At 45.4% G+C, this 20,268-nt stretch carries 20 protein-coding genes; 9 read left to right on the top strand and 11 right to left on the bottom strand.

Going from position 1 to position 20,268, the window contains the following annotated elements; translation table 11 throughout:
* The first annotated feature begins 30 nt into the window (after positions 1 to 30).
* Both nadB and HGH90_RS20240 read left to right on the top strand, forming a co-directional pair.
* Positions 31 to 1,629, top strand: coding sequence for an L-aspartate oxidase (gene nadB, locus HGH90_RS20245; RefSeq protein ID WP_168765156.1), 1,599 nt, complete (start codon positions 31 to 33; stop codon positions 1,627 to 1,629).
* 53 nt (positions 1,630 to 1,682) lie between these two features.
* Positions 1,683 to 2,555, top strand: coding sequence for a lysophospholipid acyltransferase family protein (locus tag HGH90_RS20240; RefSeq protein ID WP_169191789.1), 873 nt, complete (start codon positions 1,683 to 1,685; stop codon positions 2,553 to 2,555).
* Positions 2,556 to 2,565: 10 nt separating this feature from the next.
* Here HGH90_RS20240 and HGH90_RS20235 read toward each other — a convergent pair whose 3' ends face one another.
* The 5 genes from HGH90_RS20235 to HGH90_RS20215 form a co-directional block, all read right to left on the bottom strand.
* The gene (locus HGH90_RS20235) at positions 2,566 to 3,057 is read right to left on the bottom strand and encodes a BON domain-containing protein (protein WP_168765154.1); all 492 of its coding nucleotides are present in this window, start codon (positions 3,055 to 3,057) and stop codon (positions 2,566 to 2,568) included.
* Between the two features lie 105 nt (positions 3,058 to 3,162).
* Positions 3,163 to 4,566 (bottom strand): MBL fold metallo-hydrolase, encoded by a 1,404-nt coding sequence (locus HGH90_RS20230; RefSeq protein ID WP_169191788.1) that lies wholly within the window; start codon positions 4,564 to 4,566, stop codon positions 3,163 to 3,165.
* 134 nt (positions 4,567 to 4,700) lie between these two features.
* Positions 4,701 to 5,060, bottom strand: a complete 360-nt coding sequence (locus tag HGH90_RS20225; protein WP_012788619.1) for an ArsR/SmtB family transcription factor — start codon at positions 5,058 to 5,060, stop codon at positions 4,701 to 4,703.
* 213 nt (positions 5,061 to 5,273) lie between these two features.
* Entirely contained in the window at positions 5,274 to 5,951 is a 678-nt protein-coding gene (gene tsaB, locus HGH90_RS20220) for a tRNA (adenosine(37)-N6)-threonylcarbamoyltransferase complex dimerization subunit type 1 TsaB (protein WP_169191787.1), read from the bottom strand.
* Positions 5,952 to 5,959: 8 nt separating this feature from the next.
* On the bottom strand, positions 5,960 to 6,625 hold the full coding sequence (locus HGH90_RS20215; RefSeq protein WP_168765151.1) for a 3-hydroxyacyl-CoA dehydrogenase family protein: 666 nt from the start codon (positions 6,623 to 6,625) through the stop codon (positions 5,960 to 5,962).
* 99 nt (positions 6,626 to 6,724) lie between these two features.
* Here HGH90_RS20215 and HGH90_RS20210 point away from each other — a divergent pair, with 99 nt between their 5' ends.
* Complete coding sequence (locus HGH90_RS20210; RefSeq protein WP_168765150.1) at positions 6,725 to 7,105, top strand: RidA family protein; 381 nt, start codon at positions 6,725 to 6,727, stop codon at positions 7,103 to 7,105.
* 64 nt (positions 7,106 to 7,169) lie between these two features.
* On the opposite strand, the gene HGH90_RS20205 is transcribed toward HGH90_RS20210, so the two are convergent.
* From HGH90_RS20205 to HGH90_RS20190, 4 genes are all read right to left on the bottom strand, one after another.
* Positions 7,170 to 8,840 carry a murein L,D-transpeptidase gene (locus HGH90_RS20205; protein WP_169191786.1) on the bottom strand — a complete coding sequence of 557 codons (1,671 nt, stop codon included), beginning with the start codon at positions 8,838 to 8,840 and terminating at the stop codon, positions 7,170 to 7,172.
* Positions 8,841 to 9,028: 188 nt separating this feature from the next.
* Positions 9,029 to 10,579 (bottom strand): Rne/Rng family ribonuclease, encoded by a 1,551-nt coding sequence (locus tag HGH90_RS20200; protein WP_168738114.1) that lies wholly within the window; start codon positions 10,577 to 10,579, stop codon positions 9,029 to 9,031.
* Between the two features lie 453 nt (positions 10,580 to 11,032).
* Positions 11,033 to 11,875 (bottom strand): tetratricopeptide repeat protein, encoded by an 843-nt coding sequence (locus HGH90_RS20195; protein ID WP_168765147.1) that lies wholly within the window; start codon positions 11,873 to 11,875, stop codon positions 11,033 to 11,035.
* A 24-nt stretch (positions 11,876 to 11,899) separates the two neighbouring features.
* The gene (locus HGH90_RS20190; RefSeq protein WP_073084475.1) at positions 11,900 to 12,187 is read right to left on the bottom strand and encodes an HU family DNA-binding protein; all 288 of its coding nucleotides are present in this window, start codon (positions 12,185 to 12,187) and stop codon (positions 11,900 to 11,902) included.
* Positions 12,188 to 12,406: 219 nt separating this feature from the next.
* Here HGH90_RS20190 and mutY point away from each other — a divergent pair, with 219 nt between their 5' ends.
* The 6 genes from mutY (at position 12,407) to HGH90_RS20160 (ending at position 18,305) form a co-directional block, all read left to right on the top strand.
* A complete protein-coding gene (gene mutY / locus HGH90_RS20185) occupies positions 12,407 to 13,480 on the top strand; it encodes an A/G-specific adenine glycosylase (protein ID WP_169191785.1) in 1,074 nt (357 codons plus the stop codon).
* A 196-nt stretch (positions 13,481 to 13,676) separates the two neighbouring features.
* Positions 13,677 to 14,135: a single-stranded DNA-binding protein gene (locus tag HGH90_RS20180; RefSeq protein WP_145661406.1), complete on the top strand. Its 459-nt coding sequence runs from the start codon at positions 13,677 to 13,679 to the stop codon at positions 14,133 to 14,135.
* Positions 14,136 to 14,267: 132 nt separating this feature from the next.
* Complete coding sequence (gene gldE / locus HGH90_RS20175) at positions 14,268 to 15,605, top strand: gliding motility-associated protein GldE (RefSeq protein ID WP_246121041.1); 1,338 nt, start codon at positions 14,268 to 14,270, stop codon at positions 15,603 to 15,605.
* Between the two features lie 28 nt (positions 15,606 to 15,633).
* A complete protein-coding gene (locus HGH90_RS20170; protein WP_169191784.1) occupies positions 15,634 to 16,236 on the top strand; it encodes a hypothetical protein in 603 nt (200 codons plus the stop codon).
* Positions 16,237 to 16,309: 73 nt separating this feature from the next.
* Positions 16,310 to 16,879: a DUF3109 family protein gene (locus HGH90_RS20165; protein WP_168765143.1), complete on the top strand. Its 570-nt coding sequence runs from the start codon at positions 16,310 to 16,312 to the stop codon at positions 16,877 to 16,879.
* Positions 16,880 to 16,925: 46 nt separating this feature from the next.
* Positions 16,926 to 18,305, top strand: coding sequence for a LutB/LldF family L-lactate oxidation iron-sulfur protein (locus HGH90_RS20160; RefSeq protein ID WP_169191783.1), 1,380 nt, complete (start codon positions 16,926 to 16,928; stop codon positions 18,303 to 18,305).
* Here HGH90_RS20160 and HGH90_RS20155 read toward each other — a convergent pair.
* Positions 18,302 to 19,561: an energy transducer TonB gene (locus HGH90_RS20155; RefSeq protein WP_169191782.1), complete on the bottom strand. Its 1,260-nt coding sequence runs from the start codon at positions 19,559 to 19,561 to the stop codon at positions 18,302 to 18,304. The genes HGH90_RS20160 and HGH90_RS20155 overlap by 4 nt on opposite strands.
* On the bottom strand, positions 19,554 to 20,108 hold the full coding sequence (locus HGH90_RS20150) for an RNA polymerase sigma factor (protein ID WP_248277042.1): 555 nt from the start codon (positions 20,106 to 20,108) through the stop codon (positions 19,554 to 19,556). Before HGH90_RS20150 ends, HGH90_RS20155 begins: the two co-directional genes overlap by 8 nt.
* Between the last annotated feature and the right edge of the window lie 160 nt (positions 20,109 to 20,268).

Below are 20,268 nucleotides of genomic sequence, written 5' to 3'. Positions count from 1 at the left end.
TTAATTCCTATTGATTACTTTTGTCTTACTATGCAACAAACAGATTTTCTTGTCATCGGTTCAGGGATTGCAGGGCTCACTTATGCGCTCAAAGTCTCACAGCAATACCCGGATAAAAAGATAACTATCATAACCAAAAGCAGGGAGGATGAAACCAATACCAAATACGCCCAGGGCGGCGTGGCGGTAGTGAACGACCTGGAAAACGATAGTTTCGAAAAACATATTGAGGACACCCTCATTGCCGGTGACGGGCTCTGTAACGAACAGATTGTAAAAATAGTAGTGACCGAAGGCCCGGAAAGGGTTAATGAAATTATTGAATGGGGAGCCAACTTCGACAAAAACGCAGCGGGCGATTTTTCCCTCGGCCGTGAAGGCGGACACTCCGTATTCCGGGTTATCCACCATAAAGATGTTACCGGTAAGGAAATAGAACGAGCCCTGCTCGAAGCCATTCATGCCCGGCCCAATATTGAACTGGTAACTCATTGCTTTGTAGTAGATCTCATTACACAGCACCACCTGGGCTACCTGGTCACCAAATCTACGCCGGATATCGAATGCTATGGCGTATACGTACTCAATCTTGCTACCAATCAAATAGAAAAAATACTGTCTAAGGTAACGTTGCTGGCTACAGGCGGTAACGGGCAGGTTTATCGCACCACTACCAACCCCAATATCGCCACTGGCGATGGCGTGGCCATGGTATACCGTGCCAAGGGCCGCATCGAAAACATGGAGTTTATCCAGTTTCACCCTACCGCTCTTTATGAGCCAGGCGTAAGCCCTTCTTTCCTGATTACAGAAGCAGTACGGGGCGACGGCGGTATTTTAAGGAATATTCACGGGGAAGATTTCATGCATAAATACGATCCCCGCCTGTCGCTCGCTCCACGCGATATCGTGGCCAGAGCTATCGATAGCGAAATGAAGATTACCGGTACAGAACATGTGTACCTCGACTGCCGGCATATGGATATGGAGAAATTCATTCATCATTTCCCCAATATCTACGAAACCTGTAAGGCGGCAGGTATTGACATCAGCACCCAAATGATCCCGGTAGCTCCCGCTGCACACTACAGTTGCGGAGGTATCAAAACCAACGAGTGGGGACTTACCTCCATCCGTAACCTGTATGCCTGTGGCGAATGCGCCAGCACCGGCCTTCATGGCGCTAACCGCCTCGCGTCCAACTCCCTGCTCGAAGCCATGGTATTTGCGCACCGCTGTTTTATGGATGCTACCAGCAAAATAGACTTGCTCGATTTTAAAGAGAATGTCCCTGACTGGGTAGCCACCGGTACTACGGCGCCCAAAGAAATGATTCTCATCACACAAAGCCTGAAAGAACTCAAGCAGATCATGAGCGATTATGTAGGGATTGTAAGAACAGATGTACGTTTGCAAAGAGCATTACGCCGTCTGGATATCCTGCACGAAGAAACAGAAGACCTCTACGAAAAAACCACCGTATCTCCCCAGTTGTGCGAATTGCGCAATCTGATTACAGTGGGCTATCTGATCGTAAAAGGTGCTGCCTTCCGCAAAGAAAGCAGGGGACTTCATTACAATACCGATTATCCGTTTAAATGCGAGCTGGTGCAGAACATCGTCCTGTAAGCTAAACGGCTGTATTTCATTACCTTTGCGTCGGATTTACAACAATCAGGCATATGTACTATCTGCTACTGGCTTTTTGCAATAGTCTTTCCATATTACCACTTCCGGTACTATACCTTCTCAGTGATGCACTGTATGTGTTAGTGTACCATATCATCGGCTATCGCAAAAAAGTAGTGATGGCGAATTTAGCCCAGGCATTCCCTGATAAGTCGAAGGAGGAAATTACTGCGATCGCCAAAAAATACTATCATAATCTTACCGACATGATGGTGGAAACCATCAAGCTGCTGACTATGAGCAAAGCGCAGTTACAAAAGCGCTTTCGCTGCGATCTGACCGTGCTGCATAAATTATATGCAGCAGGTAAGAGCTGTCAGTTACACCTCGGACATAACTTCAACTGGGAATGGGCGAACCTGTTCTGCATGCAGGGGGTCAACTTTCCTTTCCTGGTGGTATATATGCCGTTAACCAGCAAACCGGCAGACCGCATGTTCCGCCATTTCCGGGAAAAATTCGGCACCATTCTCATTCCCGCCAATGATATGGGCAATAGCATGAAAGCCTGGCTCAACAAGCAATATCTGATTGCACTTGTGGCCGATCAAAATCCCGGAAACCCCCGCAGCTGCTATTGGTATCCTTTCCTCAATAAGATGACGCCCTTCTATAAGGGACCGGAAATGGGCGCCAAAAGAAGCAATATCCCCGTGGTATTTGTAGATATCCGCAAAGTAAAAAGAGGTTATTACAACGCTACCTTAACCCTGGCTTTCGAAAATCCACAAGAAGAACCCGAAGGAAAAATTACGGAAGCATTTGTCCGCTACCTGGAAAAGAACATTCATGAACAGCCTGAAGTATGGGTATGGAGCCATCGGCGCTGGAAACATACGTATCCAGGCCCGAAGAATGGTCATTAAAAGAGGTCGCTTATTTCCCTTTTACATGGCTGACAACTTTCTTATTGGAAGCCTGCTGTGCCATCTTTACGACTTTGCGTAGCTGCTTCCTTTTTACAGTGCCGTCCAACGTTATTTCTCCTGCGGAAATAGTAACAGTAATATCGGTAAATCCATTGGCGGCATAAACGGAATCTAATTTCCTTTTGAGCAGCTGATCCGGATCAGCTGTAACGGTAGTTTGCGGCGCCGGAGTTGCGGGCAGTGGCGCTTTCACAGTGATGTTGTCCTGTACCGACTTAATCCCTTTTACACCCCGGAGCGCATCTTCTGCAGCGGATTTGGCAACTTCATCGCTCACTTCCCCACTCAGGATAACCGTTCCGTTTTTTACATCCGCGGTGATGCCCGGTACCAGGCTTAGTCTTTCATTTACTTCTTTCTGAAGAGCCGAATCGGAAGGCTGACAGGCGAACAAACATACGCCCAAACATAACGAGGCTATCAGGCTTTTGTTAGTCATTCCCAAACATTTTATTCCAGAAGTTAACAAATAGACGGGGAATAGCCAAAAAAGAGGAGCGGCAACCTGGTGGTCACCGCTCCTGCGCTTGATAATATATAACGATTAGTTGAGTACTGTTTTTTCCTGTACGACCTGCAATCCTTTCTGGTCTTTCATTTTAGCGAAGCCACCTTCTACATTACGCAGATTGTGGATTCCTTCTCTTTTCATGATAGAGCAGGCGATAATACTCCGGTAACCACCCTGGCAATGCACGTACAGGTTATGGTTATCTTCAAAATCCGCGATCTTACCAGGATCCACCATGTCGCCCAGGGAAATATTGATGGCATTTTTGATATGGCCATCTGCAAACTCAATGGGTTTACGAACGTCTATGATCACCAGGTTGGGATCGTGCGGAATATCCATGGCCAATTCATCTGCTTCTACCGTGATGATCATGTCGATGGCTTCTCCGGAGGCAGCCCAGGCAGGATAACCACCTTCCAGGTAACCTACTACATTGTCGAAGCCCACTCTCGCCATTCTTACTACCGTTTCTTCTTCCTGGCCGATGGGGGCTACCAGAATAATATCCTGGTCAAATGGCAACAGGCTACCGGCCCATTCAGCGAAGCGGCCTTCCAGGCCAATGCTGATAGAGCCAGGTACAAATCCATCACCAAATTCTTTCGCGGGTCGGGTATCCAGGATCAGGGCGCCAGCTTTTGCTTTCGCTTTAAATGCGGCAGGATCTAATGGCTGCATAGCCTTTTCCATCACGGCTTTCAGCGCATCATAACCTTCTTTGTTGATCTTTGCGTTAATCGGGAAATAAGAAGGAGGTGTACTTAAGCCACTGGTCACCTGGTCTATAAACTCCTGCTTATCAGTTGCCAGTAATGCGTAGTTCGTCGCCTTTTCATCACCAATAGTGCTGAAAGTATTTGGTCCCAGATTCTTACCGCAGGCAGACCCAGGGCCATGCGCCGGATATACAATTACGTTATCCGGCAAAGTTTTGATTTTACTGTTGAGAGAATCAAACAAGTAGTCGGCCAGTTCTTCTTTGGTTAAATTACCACTGAACAAATCCGGGCGACCAACATCCCCTACGAATAAGGTATCTCCGGTGAATACGGCATAAGGCTGTTGCTTTTCATCAGACAACAGGTAGCAGGAAGATTCCAGGGTGTGACCAGGTGTATGCAGCACTTTCATTGTTACTGCCCCGATGTTGAAAACTTCGTTGTCGTTGGCAACATACGTTTCGAAGTTGGTTACTGCGCCGGGACCATAAACGATTTTGGCACCCGTAGCAGCAGCGAGTTCCAGGTGTCCTGAAACAAAGTCCGCGTGAAAATGCGTTTCAAAAATGTATTGAATGGTTGCGTTGTGTTCTTTTGCCAGATCAAGATAAACCTCGATATCTCGTAACGGGTCTATCACAACCGCTACTCCTTCAGATGCAATGAAGTAAGCAGCTTCTGACAAACAGTTGGTGTACAATTGTTTTACGAACATGGTTTTTGATTTTGACAAATTTACAACTTCTCCGGCGCTCCACTTATGGATAAAATCTATACCAAAATAAAAAAGTAGCCATAAAGGCTACTTTTTTATATAATGTTTTCCGTATGTGATACGGACCAATACTTTTAACCAACAAGTTCTTCCACGAACTTCGCCACCTCAGCAATACGTTGCTTGTTGATGGTGTAGTGAATAAACTTACCATCTCTTTCTGTAATTACAATGCCTGCACGCCTTAAAATGGCCAGGTGCTGTGATGCTACCGATTGTTCCAGACGCAATTTCACATAAATCTCTGTCACAGTCATTTTCTTGTGGTCTTCCAACAGCTTAATCATCTGCTGGCGCAGCTTATGGTTGATAGCACGCAAAACCATAGCGGCTTTCTTAACGGCAATGTAATCCAATTTGATCTGGTCTTTTTCATTGGTACCTCTAGAAATAATAAGAGTATTAGAAGAGGTAGTTAATAATGTTTTTTCCATCGCATAATAGTTTTAAAAAAATGATGAAATGAAAGGGATCAACGGACAGTACTCGCAAACAGTTAGACAACAATTGCGGTTATCGATTTATACAAAAATATAATATCTATCACAATAAAAAAAATTTCCATACCTTATTTTATCATATATAACCCCCGGATACTTGCAAATTAGATGTAATTTGACTGTTTCATGACAAATCAAACATATGTGTTAGGGTTTTGGAGGAGAAAAGAAGGGTTTCAGGTAAAAAGGGCTGAAATAAGCCAGATCAACGAACTGTTTTTTCTCGAACGCCTGCGCTGAAAGCGGAGCCATATGCGCGGCATTTATCACATATTTTGCAAAAATAGCATTTCTAGGCGAAGATAACATCACCTCCCATTTTGGGCTACCATCTCCAAAGAAATAAATTTTCTTTTCTGCCAATGAAGCTTCTAATAAATGAGGCTCCAGGATCATCGCCTGTGGCGCCATCACCTCCTGCAATTGGGCATCATAAAGCGCCATGAATACCTCCTGCCTGCGGGCATCCAGCATTGGACAATACCAGGCAGTAGCATCTTTTACTTCCGCTAATAATCCCTGCGCCATCATCTGTAGCGTGGAAATAGCCAGCAGCGGCTTATTCCAGGCATAGCATAATCCTTTGGCCGTAGCCACGCCCACACGTAAACCCGTATACGAACCCGGACCCGCACTCACCGCTACAGCATCCAACTCCTGCGCACTAATACCCTGGTCCTTTAATATCTGTTGTACAAACAGGATCATAGCAGCAGCATGATCCTGCTGCTTTTCGTTTACCAAGGTCTGTATCGCTTGCCCATCGCGGGAAAGACTTACTGAGCCAACAGTAGTAGCTGTATCAATATTTAATATAAGTGCCATGGAAAAAATTAAATTGCTTCGTATGCTGTCTGCAGCGCCCCTGCCACGGTATAACGGTCATCGCCGGTAATATCGTGTACTGCTTTTAATACTTCATATACATGCCTAATCCCAATCCGCTCGCTCCACTCAAAAGGACCATATGGGTAATTGGTCCCCAGACGCATGGAAGTATCTATATCTTCCCGGGAAGCAGTACCCTCTTCCAGGGCCAGGTAGGCTTCATTAATAATCATACATATTACCCGGGGAGTAACCATTCCGATAGCATCCGCTACCAGGGCATATTCCCAGCCCAACTCGTGCATAAGATCATCTACCGTTTCCTGCTGCCCTTCATCCATTACCGACACTTCTGTTACCGGCATGCTCACAAAACCAGGCAGAAAATTGCAGCCCATAATATTGAAACCCTGCTCAAACGCATACTGGTTCATCACTTCAGCCAGCGAAGTTTTTACCATTCCCGCCAGTACCGGCACCGCCGGGTTCTTTGCATATACCCCGGCATGCTCTGGCCTGTCATCGAAAATAAGATCCAGCACCAGGTCGAATACTTTCAGCGACAAAACCTCTTCCAGGCTCGTTTTCCACTGTACTTCATGATGCTTGGCTATTCCTTTCTGCTGCAATTCTTCAAACCGTTGCGCATCTGCTATTACCAGGATATTCATGCGTTAAATTTCGGCAAACCTAATAAAGAATCATTAATTAACGTACATCTGCCCCCACAGACGTTTGTACGTTCTTATTTATTATTTACTTTCGTTTATATGGAAAAGCAAATTATTAATACTCCCAATGCGCCCGCTCCTATCGGGCCTTATAACCAGTCTGTAAAAGTGGGGAATACCCTCTATGTATCCGGACAAATTCCCCTGGACCCGGCTTCAGGTAACCTCGTTACTTCAGGAATCTCAGATGAAACCCATCAGGCGATGAAGAACCTGGCAGCAGTACTTACTGCCGCGGGTATGGGTTTTCAAAATGTGGTCAAAACCACCATCTTTATAACAGATATGCAAACTTTCCCACAAGTGAATGAAGCATATGGCAGCTATTTTACGAGCGACTTCCCCGCCCGGGAAACAGTCCAGGTAGCAGCGCTGCCCAAAGGCGTAAATGTGGAAATATCTGTAATAGCGGTAGACTAATTAAAGCATAAAGCCATTGTAGTGAATGATCAATGCAATGGCTTTATACTTTATGCTTTCAGCGCTATCTACCAAATAACGCAGCCGCCAGTTTCTGGTCGTGGCCATATACATCATCCCTGAAATTCAGCTGACCATTGTGGTCCACAAAGGCAGTGAAATAAACGATAAATACCGGCACCTTATCTTTCACTGTCACAAATTTTTCTTTCCCGGCATTCATTAAGTCATCTATCTTCTGGGACGTCCAGGAAGAATCATCGCGTAGCAACCATTCTGCCAGGTGTTTAGGCTCTGAAACCCTGATGCACCCGTGGCTGAAAGAACGTTTGTTTTCTCCAAACAAATAACGCGCAGGGGTATCATGCAGGTAAATATTATACTCGTTGGGAAACAGGAATTTCACTTTGCCCAGGGAGTTTTTGCCACCGGGCTTCTGACGCACCACATAAGGGAAATTTCCGCCGGAATACTTGCTGAAATTGATGGATCCGGGAGCCACCACCTTGCCGCTGGCGCCTACTATCTCCATGTTTTGCCTGGCCAGGTAGCTACCAGCACTACGTTTTAAACCCGGTAATACTTCTTTTGACAAGATACCCGGAGGTACATTCCAATAGGGGCTAAACACGATATAGCGCAACTCTTTAGTAAATATCACGGTATTAGCCCCGGGCTTACCCACCACTACATTTGCACTCCAGGCTAGTTTGCCTTTTTCATATGCATGCATTTTAAACTGCGGGATGTTAACCAGGATGTAGTCTGTAACAGGCTCTATAGGTACCCAGCGTAAGCGCTCCATATTCAGCAGTATTTTCCGGATACGATCTTCTACAGGCACATTCAGCGCATCGAGTACACTTTTATTGATAAGGCCATCTATTTTTATTCCCATCCGGTCCTGGAACCCCCTAACAGCCGTGTCCAGTGCAGCAGTGAAGCGTTGGCTGCTATCCGTTCCCGGCAAATCGCCAAAGGCTTCCAGTCTGTATTTTACCTGGGCAATTACTTCAGCTGAATCCCCCTTTTTAAAGCTTTTGGCACTTGCCCGGATAGAGTCCCATTTATTACCTGTAGCTATCTTAGCTAGTTTTTTCAGCTGTTGACGCAGGAGAATATACTGTCTGTTTACCGGTTCATCATCTTCAAAGGCATTATTCTTCTTAGCCACCATGGAGTCCAGCAGGCTTTCCATATCAATCTTCTTACGCGGAATAAACCATTCCAGGTCCTTGGTAGAATCGGCGGTCAACCCGCCCCAGACCTTATTACCATAGGCAAAGAATTGAGCGGTGAGCATCATTTCTATACGCGGAATGGCAGTATCGCCGGGCTTCAGCCCCGAATCGCTTACCAGCATGGTATCCGTCAGCTGCTGCAGATCGGGCGTCATCAGGCTACTGTCTTTAATTCCATAAGCGGCGTCATTTTTCATCATATTGATGAAGTTGCCCGCCTGCTCTGTTAAACCGTTTTTATCGATCCAGGCATAATGGAAATCGCGTTTGCGGTAGAAATTACGGATATATTCGTCGTAGGCATCATAGGAGGTATTGGCTGTCAGAAACTGGTTCACATAATTGCTGTCAAGCGTCTGATCAATATAGTCCTGCCTGGTATAGTGGGTGGTATCCCTTGTTCTTGTTTTCTTACGGGTCCCGCTCTGCTGCTGGCAGGCAGCGAAAATAATCAGGGATAATAAAGCCAGTGAGGTGTAAAGGCGTATAGTCATATGCGTAATGGATGTATATTTTAATTACTTAAAAACAATCATGACAATAATATAAATGGGGATAATAGGGTAAATGTATGAAATATATAGTTTTAGAAGCGCAGTACACAAAATGATAAAACTATTAAACGAATCGCCCCCGCGGTTGCGGGGGCGATTCGTTTAATAGTTTTATAGGTTCCTTTTTCTTACAACTTTATTTCTTCATCGTTGGCGTCGAAAAAGCGATATTCAGTAAGATGGTAGTTAGCATCTGCTTTTAATTTGATCCATTTTTTATACTGGAAATACCATTTCCATTGTTTGGATCCCAGGAATCCCTTAGTTAGGTAAGCATGTAGTATAGGATGTACGCGGATGGTTAGTCCTTTATGCTGGTGGTTCAGCAGGTATTGCAGATTTTTTTCAATGTCTTCAAGAATCAGCATGGAGGCGCCGATTTTACCTGTTCCCCGGCAGGTAGGACAATCTTCCGCAACAGATATCGTGATCTCAGGTTTTACCCGCTGGCGGGTAATCTGCATGAGCCCAAATTTCGATATAGGTAAGATAGTGTGTTTAGCCCGGTCTTGCGCCATGAACTTTTCCATGGCTTCAAAGATGGCTTTTTTGTTTTCCGGCAGTTTCATATCAATGAAGTCAATGATAATGATACCGCCGAGGTCTCGCAATCTCAGTTGCCGGGCAATTTCTGCGGCGGCTTCCAGGTTGGAGGCGAGAGCATTTTGTTCCTGGTTATTACTGGAACTTTTATAGCCGCTATTCACGTCTACTACGTGCAGGGCTTCAGTGGCTTCAATAATAAGATATACACCGCTATCGAGGTTAACGGTTTTACCGAAGGAGGCTTTTACCTGCCGGGTAATGCCGAAATTGTCGAAAATGGGCGATCCGTTATTATAGTAGTTAACGATATCGGACTTTTCCGGAGCAATTTTCTGGATATATGTTTTAGCGTCTGTATATATATTTTTGTCGTTGACTACGATACGGTTAAAGCTCTCGTTCAGCAGATCCCGGAGAATACTGGTTGTTTTGGTTTGTTCACTGAGAATCTTCTGCGGAGCCTGGCCGCCATTGAGATTAGCCTGGATATTTTTCCAGGTTTGAACGAGGGTTGTCAGGTCTTCGTGTAATTCTGCTGTTTTCTTTCCTTCAGCGGCGGTGCGAACGATTACGCCAAAGTTGGGCGCTTTGATCGCTTCCACGATTTTCTGCAATCTTTTTCTTTCTTCGGAAGAGTGGATTTTCTTTGAAACCGCAACAATATCATTAAAGGGTGTTAACACGATAAATCTTCCGGGTAAAGAGATTTCGCAGCTAAGGCGTGGGCCTTTAGAAGAAATGGGTTCTTTCAGAATTTGTACGAGGATATTGGGTTTTCCTCCCAGTACGTCCGTAATTTTACCGGTCTTTACTATTTCCGGTTCATTTTTAAATTTAGTGAAGTCAAAACCATCGGGCGTTTTATCGCTGATGGCCATGGCAGTAAATTTAAGAATAGAGCGGATATAGGGGCTTAGATCCGTATAATGTAAAAAGGCATCTTTTTCGAAGCCTACGTCGACAAATGCAGCATTTAAGCCGGGTATCAGCTTTTTGACTTTACCCAGGTACAAATCGCCTACTGCGAAGTTAGGATTGCCACTTTCGTGATGTAATTCAACTAGCTTCTTATCTTCCAGTAACGCAATTTCCACCCCTGTGGGAGCCGCATTTATAATAAGTTCCTTATTCAAGCGTCCAAAATTTTAACCTTTAAAACTTCACCTTTATGTTATGCACACGGCTATTAAGAACAGCTTACTGCATACCAAAACAATAGCTCACCATAAAGTTAGCGTATTTCTTCACGTTCGTGATGATGGATTGCTTAAGGGTTCAGCGATCACTGCAGGCAATGTCCGGAGAGTTCAATTGCGGGATCTATGGAAACAACCTGCATGACTATAGCAATTTAAGAAGTAAATGCTAGAATCATGCAGGATATATGAAAATTTTTATCCGACCACCGCGCCGGGAAAATACCTGATTAGTATAAATGGCGGGAAACTGGAGTAATTATTTCTTCTTACTTTTATGCCGGTTCTTTCTCAGTCTTTTTTTACGCTTGTGAGTGGCAATTTTATGTCTTTTTCTTTTCTTACCGCAAGGCATACGCTGATACGTTTTTAAATGATTGAAAAATAATATTATTTAATGCTCTTAATGTAGCTATCTACTTCTTTCTTCAGTTCCGGATCATTCATGAATTGCTTGCTTTTTTCAAACAATTCAATCGCCTTTTGCTTATCTCCTTTACTTCTATACGATTCTGCCAGTACAAATAACACTTTTGCGTTATCGGGATGCGTTTTCAGGACCCCTTCCAGTCTTTCGATAGCTTTGTCGTACTGACCTGATGTAATGGCCAGATTAGCTAAAGTAACCTGTGCATCGATGTTATCAGGATGAGCAGCAACAACTTCCCTCAGCTTGGCTACTCCTGTCATAGGCTCACCGGTATTCATATATACCATAGCCTGTGATATTTTCAGCGTGTCATTAGCTGGGTTCAGCTGTATGGCCTGATCAAACAAAGCGATTGCCTGCCCGGCCTCCCATTTTGCAATACGCGGATCTTCTGCGTGCTGCAGGTGGGCTAAAAATAAATTGGCTGCAAAGGTGAGGCTTTTTTCGGAATTTTCCAATTTCGCGGCTTCGCCAAGATAATATGCAGCTACGGGCAGCTGATTCAAGCTGTCCCATGTGCTGTATAATTGCTGGTATGCAGCAATCTTCTGGGTTTTTACATCCCCACGAACAACATTGGTTTCAATGGTATTGACCTGTAGAAGTTTATCAGCAGGAATTTTCCCTTTTGCTGTAGCCAGCAGTTCGGAGAAGGCAATAGGTTCCACATCCTGACCACCCTGCATAGGGGCAGCAGATGACATAGGTTTCTTTTCTGACCGGGGCACAGTGCGGCCAAAGGCGAATAATATCACCAATAGTGCTACCGCAGCACTCACCAGAAGAACTTGTGATTTTTGCATCGCCTAAAATATTAGGCTGCAAAACTAAGAACTTTTGAGCTTCTTTACTTCAGCAACAAATTCTTTCGAAGGTTTGAATGCCGGAATAAAATGCTCGGGGATCTCCACAGCTACGTTCTTCTTGATGTTACGCCCAATCTTGGCGGCTCTTTTCTTTGTGATAAAGCTACCAAAGCCACGGATATAAATATGTTCTCCGTTAGCAAGTGCTTCTTTCACCTCCTTGAACATGGCCTCAAGAGTGACTAACACGTCTACTTTGGGGATGCCGGTTTTTTCAGCAATGTTGTTTATTAAATCAGCTTTTCTCATATGAAAGCGAGAGGATTACTTTACTCTCAAAGTTAATTTAAAAATTCTAATTGCTGAATTTTAAGCAAATAAATTTTATCATTTTTTCTTATAACTGGTATTGGCGATAATTTATATTTATTTGCATGCCCGGAAACGGGTATCTGTTGTACCTTATAGGGTTTTGTACAGCATTTGCCATATCAATATACTAAATAATTTTATTAAAATAATATATAAATGATATCAGACCGACATTTTTTTACCGAAAAATTACTGGAGTGGAATCGGGACACCAATACCCGCAACATGCCCTGGAAAGGTGAAAAAAATCCATATAAGATCTGGCTATCGGAAATCATTCTCCAGCAAACCCGTGTGGAACAAGGCTGGCCGTACTATGAACGGTTTATTCAACACTACCCCACCGTTAAAAAACTGGCTGCAGCGCCCGATGAGGAGGTATTCCGCCTCTGGCAGGGCCTCGGCTACTACGCCCGCTGTAAAAATATGCTCGCTGCCGCCCGCCAAATTACCAACATCCACCAGGGAAAATTCCCCGATCAATATGATCAGATTAAAGCACTCAAAGGCATCGGCCCCTATACCGCCGCTGCCATCGCCTCCTTTGCTTTCCATCTCCCCTACGCCGTACTGGATGGCAATGTATTCAGAGTGCTGGCCCGCTACTTCGGCATAGATACACCGATTGACAGCACCGCCGGAAAAAAACAATTTGATACCCTGGCACAGGAACTACTCCCCAAAGCACATTCCGCCGAATATAATCAAAGCATTATGGATTTCGGAGCCGTCGTATGCAAGCCACAGCAGCCCGCCTGCGATGATTGCCCCCTTCGCAAGAAATGTGTGGCGCGTCATCAGCAATTAGTCTCCCTCCTCCCGGTAAAAACAAAAAAATTACAGATCAAAAAAAGATATTTCAATTACCTGCTGCTCCATTACAAGAATGATATTTTTATCCGGAAGAGAATAGGTAACGATATCTGGCAGAATTTGCACGAGTTCATCCTTATTGAAACTCCCGGCCCTTCAGATGCTACAGCACTCCTGGCGTCCACCGCTTTTAAAACCATATTGGGCAACATACCCTTTGAGCTGGAAGAGGTGTCTGCTCCACTTAAACAACAACTCACCCATCAAACTATTCATAGCCAGTTCATCAGCCTGGTAGTTAAGCAACGGCCCAATCTACCGGATTATATGCTGGTACCAGGAAACAGCCTGCACAAATATGCTTTTCCGAAAACCATTACTACTTTCCTGGAAAGTCACCATCTTCAATTATTTTAGTCCACACGCATAGAGATAAAAAATATACATTAAACATTCAATCACTTCTGCAATAGCCCGTAATAATAAAATCCGGCTCCATCCGCCGCCAGTAAGAAATTTTTAGGTATCGATTGGAAAAAAATATTAACTTTAAGAAGGTTGTTTATTTATCGAAGAAGAACTCTTTAACAATAGACTAAAAAAACCTACAACTATGAGAGGTGTTAATAAAGTAATCCTGATAGGCAATTTGGGCAGAGATCCGGATGTACAATTTCTGGAAGGGAATATCGCAGTAGCCAAATTTTCACTGGCCACTACTGAAACATTTAAAGACAGAGCAGGCAAGCTCATTTCACAAACAGAATGGCATACGGTAGTGCTATGGCGTGGGCTGGCCGAACTAGCGCAGAAATACCTGCACAAAGGCAGCCTGGTTTACATCGAAGGTCGTTTACGTACCCGCAGCTGGGAAGACAAAGAAGGCAATAAAAAATTTGCTACCGAAGTTGTAGGAGATAACCTGGTTATGCTGGATAAACGCATGGACCTCAACAACCAAGATCACCCCATACCTCACCATAGCAGCAGCGGTTCCGGTGCGGGCGACAATTTCCCGGGAATGGAAATTCCCCCCTCCCTGAATGAACCCGCAGACGATCTGCCGTTTTAGTTGCAAAAAAATATTAAGTTTTTAATGTACGTAATCCCATATAGGGACATTACTTATATTTGCGTGCAGGGAAAGCGATTCCGTGAATTACTTTCCCCTTATTTTTGATTTTTTACATCAAAGTTGAACATTTTGGGCATCCTTTCGGCAAGCAACGTATCCTATCTTTTACAAGCCAGCACTCCTATTGGCACCCCTAACGTGGTGGTGTTCCTGCTTGTTATATTTGTGCTGCTGCTGCTTACCTTTATCGTATCCGGCGCAGAGGTAGCTTTCTTTTCCTTGAATTATAAGGACCTGAATGTACTTAAAACCCGGCAAAACGCTTCCGGCAAGCTCATTACCAAACTGCTGGAAAAGCCCAAATCCCTCCTGGCCTCCCTGCAAATAGCCGGGGTATTGCTGATGATCGCCTTTATTATGATCACCAACTATCTCGTAACCCAAATGGAGGACCTGCAAACACTGCCCGTAGTTTCACTTGTGGTACGCATTTCCGCTATCTGTCTCATATTATTGTTTTTCGGACAAATCCTCCCCCGCGTTTGGGCAGCCCAGAATAATATCCGGTTTGCTACCTATTTCGCCTGGTTTGTAAGCCTCATCCATGCCACCATGGAACCAGTAAGCGACTTCTTTGTAAGCCTGAGCGGAAGCCTGGAAGCCAGCCTCTTTCATCGCGGCGCCGGCCCCGTCAACTACCAGGAAATTGACGAAGCCATCGAAATGAGCGTAGATCCTACAGCTTCCCAGGAAGAAAAAAATATCCTGAAAGGCATCCTTAAATTCGGAAACATCACCGTAAAACAGATTATGCGCGGTCGCCTCGACGTTAACGGCGTAGAATACGACAACTCCTTTTCCGACATCATCAAAAGGGTGGCCGACCTCCACTACTCAAGGTTACCCGTATATAAAGATAATCTCGACAACATCGTTGGCGTTATCCATACCAAAGACCTACTGCCTCACCTCGATAAAGGCGACAGCTTTGACTGGCACGAAGTAATGCGCCAGCCTTTCTTTGTACATGGCCACAAATTAATTGAAGACCTGCTCTCTGAATTTCAGAGCAGACGCATGCACTTTGCCGTAGTGGTAGACGAATTTGGCGGTACCTCCGGTATTGTTACCCTGGAGGATATCATGGAAGAAGTAATTGGCGATATCAAAGACGAATTCGATGAAGAAGAATTCAACTACAGCAAAGTAGATAACTTCACCTACGTATTTGAAGGCAAAACCATGCTCAACGATGCCTGCCGCATCATGAACATTACACCCGAAACCTTCGAAGCAGTAAAAGGCGAAAGCGACTCCCTTGGCGGCCTCATATTAGAGCTGGCCGGAAAATTTCCGGAAGAAAACAGCGTTATTAACTACAACAACTTTGATTTTACTGTACTGGAAGTGAATAAAATGCGCATCCAGAAAGTACAGGTCACCATCAGGCCGGACGCCGCTGAATAAGTATAACCGCCTGTTAAATAAGCCTAAAATGCCAGATGTAAAAGGAAGGGCCCTCGCCCTGGTTTCCCTGTTCATATTACTGTTTACCGCCTGTGAAAATGTGCCCACACCTAAGCCCAGGGGCTATTTCCTGATAAAATTGCCGGAAAGACAGTACCGCAAATTTGATATGCCAGGATACCCCTATACATTTGAATATCCTGCATACGCCAATATCGTAAAGGACACCTCCTTCTTTGGAGAAGCTCCGGAAAATCCTTACTGGATCAATGTAGACTTTCCCTCCCTCAATGGAAAAATTTACCTGAGCTATAAAATTATCGGGCCAGGCAATAATACCTTCCGTAAACTGGTAGATGATGCCTTTAAAATGACCTATAAACACACCTACAAGGCCGAATACATTGACGAAAACGCGATTCATACACCCAACCATGTCAATGGCACCTTCTATGAAGTAGGTGGTAATGCCGCCTCGTCCAAACAGTTTTTTGCCACCGATTCCGTCCATCACTTCCTCCGGGGAGCCCTCTATTTCGATGCCACCCCCAATGCCGACTCCCTCGCCCCCGTTTACAAATTCCTGGAACAGGATATGTGGCACATGGTGGAAACCCTCCGCTGGAGATAAGCCCGTAATACTGTAACTTTGTGGTCTTATTAAGATTGTCTGTTACACAATTCAGGCAAAAGACCATTTCCCGATGATCATCATTGACGATAAATACATAAGTGACGAAGTAATTGAAGAGCAATTTGTTTGCAATCTCTCCGCCTGTAAAGGCGCCTGTTGTGTAGCGGGTGACTGCGGCGCCCCACTCGATAAAACGGAAGTTAAAACACTGAAGAAAATTTACCCGCAAATTAAATCCTACCTGCGGGCAGAAGGAATACAGGAAATTGAACATACCGGCACAAATACTACCGATGACGAATACGGATACGTAACGCCCATTGTTAACAAAGGCATCTGCGCTTATGCTACCATAGACGATCATGGCATTGTTGGTTGCGGTATAGAAAAAGCATATAACGATGGCGTGGTGGACTTTAAAAAGCCTATCTCCTGCCACCTCTACCCCATTCGTATTAAAAAATACGAAACCTTTGAAGCCGTAAATTACGACCGCTGGGATGTTTGCAAACCAGCCTGCAAAAACGGTAAAACCTTACAGGTACCTGTATACCGGTTCCTCAAAGATGCTTTGATCAGAAAATACGGCACGGAATTTTATGAAGTGCTGGACAAAATTGCAAGAAAAGAACACGAGTAAATCATTTTGAGATTTAACTATCTTTAATCAGGAATATTGCTTGCTTATGCATCAAATAGCATCTACTTTTCTCGAAGAAAGTGATAAAAAAGCGGCTGATCTGGGCCACCGGCAGACGATCAATTTCAATATAGGCAAATATAATACAGCCGTAAAAGCGGGTAAACAACAGTTTGCAGACCTGGCCATTGCGCGCGAAAGAGCTAAAAATATAAAGTGGAGAGCGATCGAGCATCTGGATAATCTCCTGGAAGAATTTGAACAAAACTTCACCCGGCGTGGCGGCAAAGTGATATGGGCTGAAACTGCAGAACAGGCACAACAGGAAATCCTGGCCATCTGTCAGGCCAAACAATGCAAAAGCATTGTGAAGAGCAAGTCCATGGCCACCGAAGAGGTACATCTCAACGCCTTTATGGAAAGCAACGGGATTGAATGTGTGGAAACAGACCTGGGCGAATACATCCAACAACTCGACGGAGAACCTCCTTATCATATCGTTACACCGGCCATGCATAAGAGCAAGGAAGATGTCGCCCGCCTTTTTGCAGAAAAACTGGGCACTGATCCGGGTCTTACGCCAGAGCAACTCACCTTGGTAGCCCGCGATAAACTCCGCCACAAATACCTGGAAGCAGAAATTGGCATCACCGGCGCCAACTTTATCCTGGCTGATACCGGTTCTGTGGCCGTCACAGAAAATGAAGGTAATGCACGCCTCACTACTGCGTTTCCCAAAACACATATTGTATTGGTGGGCATCGAAAAAGTATTGCCTTCCATCGCCGACCTGGGCCTCTTCTGGCCTTTACTGGCCACCTATGGAACCGGGCAACAGGTGACCGCCTATAACAGCATTTTCAGTGGCCCCCGCCAGGAAGGAGAAACCGACGGTCCCGAAGAAATGTATGTGATCCTGATGGACAACGGCCGTACCAATATCCTCCAGGATACTACCGCCCGCGAAAGCCTGTATTGTATTCGCTGCGGCTCCTGTCTGAATGCTTGTCCCGTTTATAAAAACATTGGCGGTCATACTTATGCCGCCACCTATAGCGGTCCTATTGGCGCTGTTATTACGCCCCATCTGAAAGGGATGGATTCCTATATCCATCTGAGCTTTGCCTCTTCCCTTTGTGGCAATTGCACAGAAGTATGCCCGGTACGTATCAACCTGCATGAACTCTTGCTGCATAACCGGCAAAAAGCAGTGGAGGAAAATTATACTTCCGGCGGGGAAAAATTTGCCTGGTATCTATGGAAACAGGGCTGTGGCAGTCGGAAAATGATGAATATGGCCAGCGGAAAAATGAAGAATTTCCTATTACGTCGTTTTTTTGCCAAGAGCTGGGGAGATAACCGGGAACTGCCGGTATTTGCCGCTAAATCTTTCAATCAGCAATGGAAAGAGCGGAATAAAGGCTAATCTTTTTTTGCGCTGAATTTCACACTTACCTTTACTTTGGCTGGTTTCCCGTCTGATGCCGGCGTCCACGACGGCCCTTCTTTAATGACCCTGATAGCCTCTGCATCACAGGCCTCATTTAAATGACGCAGTATCTTAAAGTGCTGCAACGACCCATCGGGCATAACAGTAAAGGCTACACGTACAATGCCATGGTATTTATTTTCCGGGTTAGCGGTTTTGGTACGCAGGTAGTTCTCAAAAGCAGTAAGGCCTGTTACCGGCGAAGGTGCGCGGTAGGTCGGGTCTTCCGCATTTTCACTACGGCCAAATCCAACTACCACCACATCATTAAGCGCGTTCGATTCCCGCTCAATAGCCACTCTGGCTACCTTCCCCTGCAGCGCTCCCTGTAAACCTGAATCCGGGCTAATGCCACGAATCATCAGCTTAGCGGATGCTGATTCCTTTTTCTGCGCGCCATATCCTACCACCACTGCCTCATTCAGCGCTTTGTCTTTATTGTCTAACAAGGCTACATTGCCCGATAAAGAGGTATCTGTCTGTTGCTTTCTTTTGTATAAGTTAGAAGATACGACCACCTGATCACCTTCGCTACGGCCAGTTGGCTTCGCGGGAGGCGCTCCAGGCGTCAAGCTAGCCGGACTGGCTGATTTTAATACTGGTGCTGCTACAGGCGCCGGTGCAGCGGTCACCGTGGGAGGTGGAGGTGTTACCGCAGGTGCAGCTTCCTGCACTTCGTCTTGAGTGGATGACAGTTCAGCAGGTGGCGCATTTTTCCTGTTTTTAGATAACACTTGCGGCGCCCGGGACGTTTCCGGGGCAATTTTTTCGGCATTAGCTAATTTATCTGTACCGGGCACCGGCGCAGGTACCGCTGAATCTGCTGCCGGCGTGGGCGCAGCAGGGATACCTGCAATCGGAGGAGCTGCTTGTTGCTGATTCCAGAGGAACCACCCGGCTGAAAACATAAGGAACAAGATAGCGGCGGCAGCGGCCCATCGATAGTATAGTGTCCTGATTCCCCCCTTCTCCGGGGCTATCCGCCGGGCCAGTCTGGCTGTAAGATCGGCCTGTTGCGCCTGTTGATCCGCTGAATGCTGGGCGTACCCATCCAGGGCATCGGCCAGGAACGGGTCGTCAAGCGCCTGCCGCTCCAGGTTATGCATAGCTTTATCATCCAGCTCTCCCTCCAGGTATTGGCGGATTAAGCCAGCCAGCTCTTCCGGTTTTATATGTTGACGCTTGTCAGACATTTTGTTGTTCCATACATATTTTCAGGTTACGCTTTCCGTTCTGGATATAGCTTTTCACCTTGTTCATTTCGTAACCAGTAATAATACTTACTTCCCGGTAGCTTTTTTCCTGAAGATAAAACAGGTCTACACTCCGCTTCTGTTCTTCCGGCAAAGTCTCCAGGCACTTTTCCATGCTCTGGAGATTGTCCTCCAGCGTTATTCCGTTCACATGATGCCCTATTTCCTCATTTTCCACAACTGGGTGGGCATCTATAGACACCTGCCGGGATTCCTTGTTTTTCATGGCTCTCAGCTTCATCAGGCAGTGGTTACGGCTCAGCACATGCAACCAGCTTTTGAAATTCTGTACCTCATGAACCTTCAACTTATCGATTAGTTCTTCAAATATCTGCATTACCGCATCCTTACTGGCTTCTTCATCAAAATATTTCAGGCATACCCCATATACCAGGTTCATATAACGCTGGTAAAGGGCTGCAAGAAAATCCAGTTTGCCGGAGGCTTTATACTCCCGGATCAAATCTGCATCTGCTGCATCTTGCATGATATTTTGCTGAATAAAGGGCATTGGGTAGCCGCTGGCTTTCGCCGCTTAGCGGTAGCATACTATTGGTTTACAAAGCAACAATACTATTATTTTTTTTCGAATATTAAGCTATTAAAACCGGAAAGCGCCGGAGAATTCCGGCGCTTTCCAAGCTATT

It is taken from the genome of Chitinophaga sp. Ak27, from assembly GCF_012726295.1.
Lineage (GTDB): Bacteria > Bacteroidota > Bacteroidia > Chitinophagales > Chitinophagaceae > Chitinophaga.
This window is presented reverse-complemented; position numbering and strand designations above follow the sequence as displayed.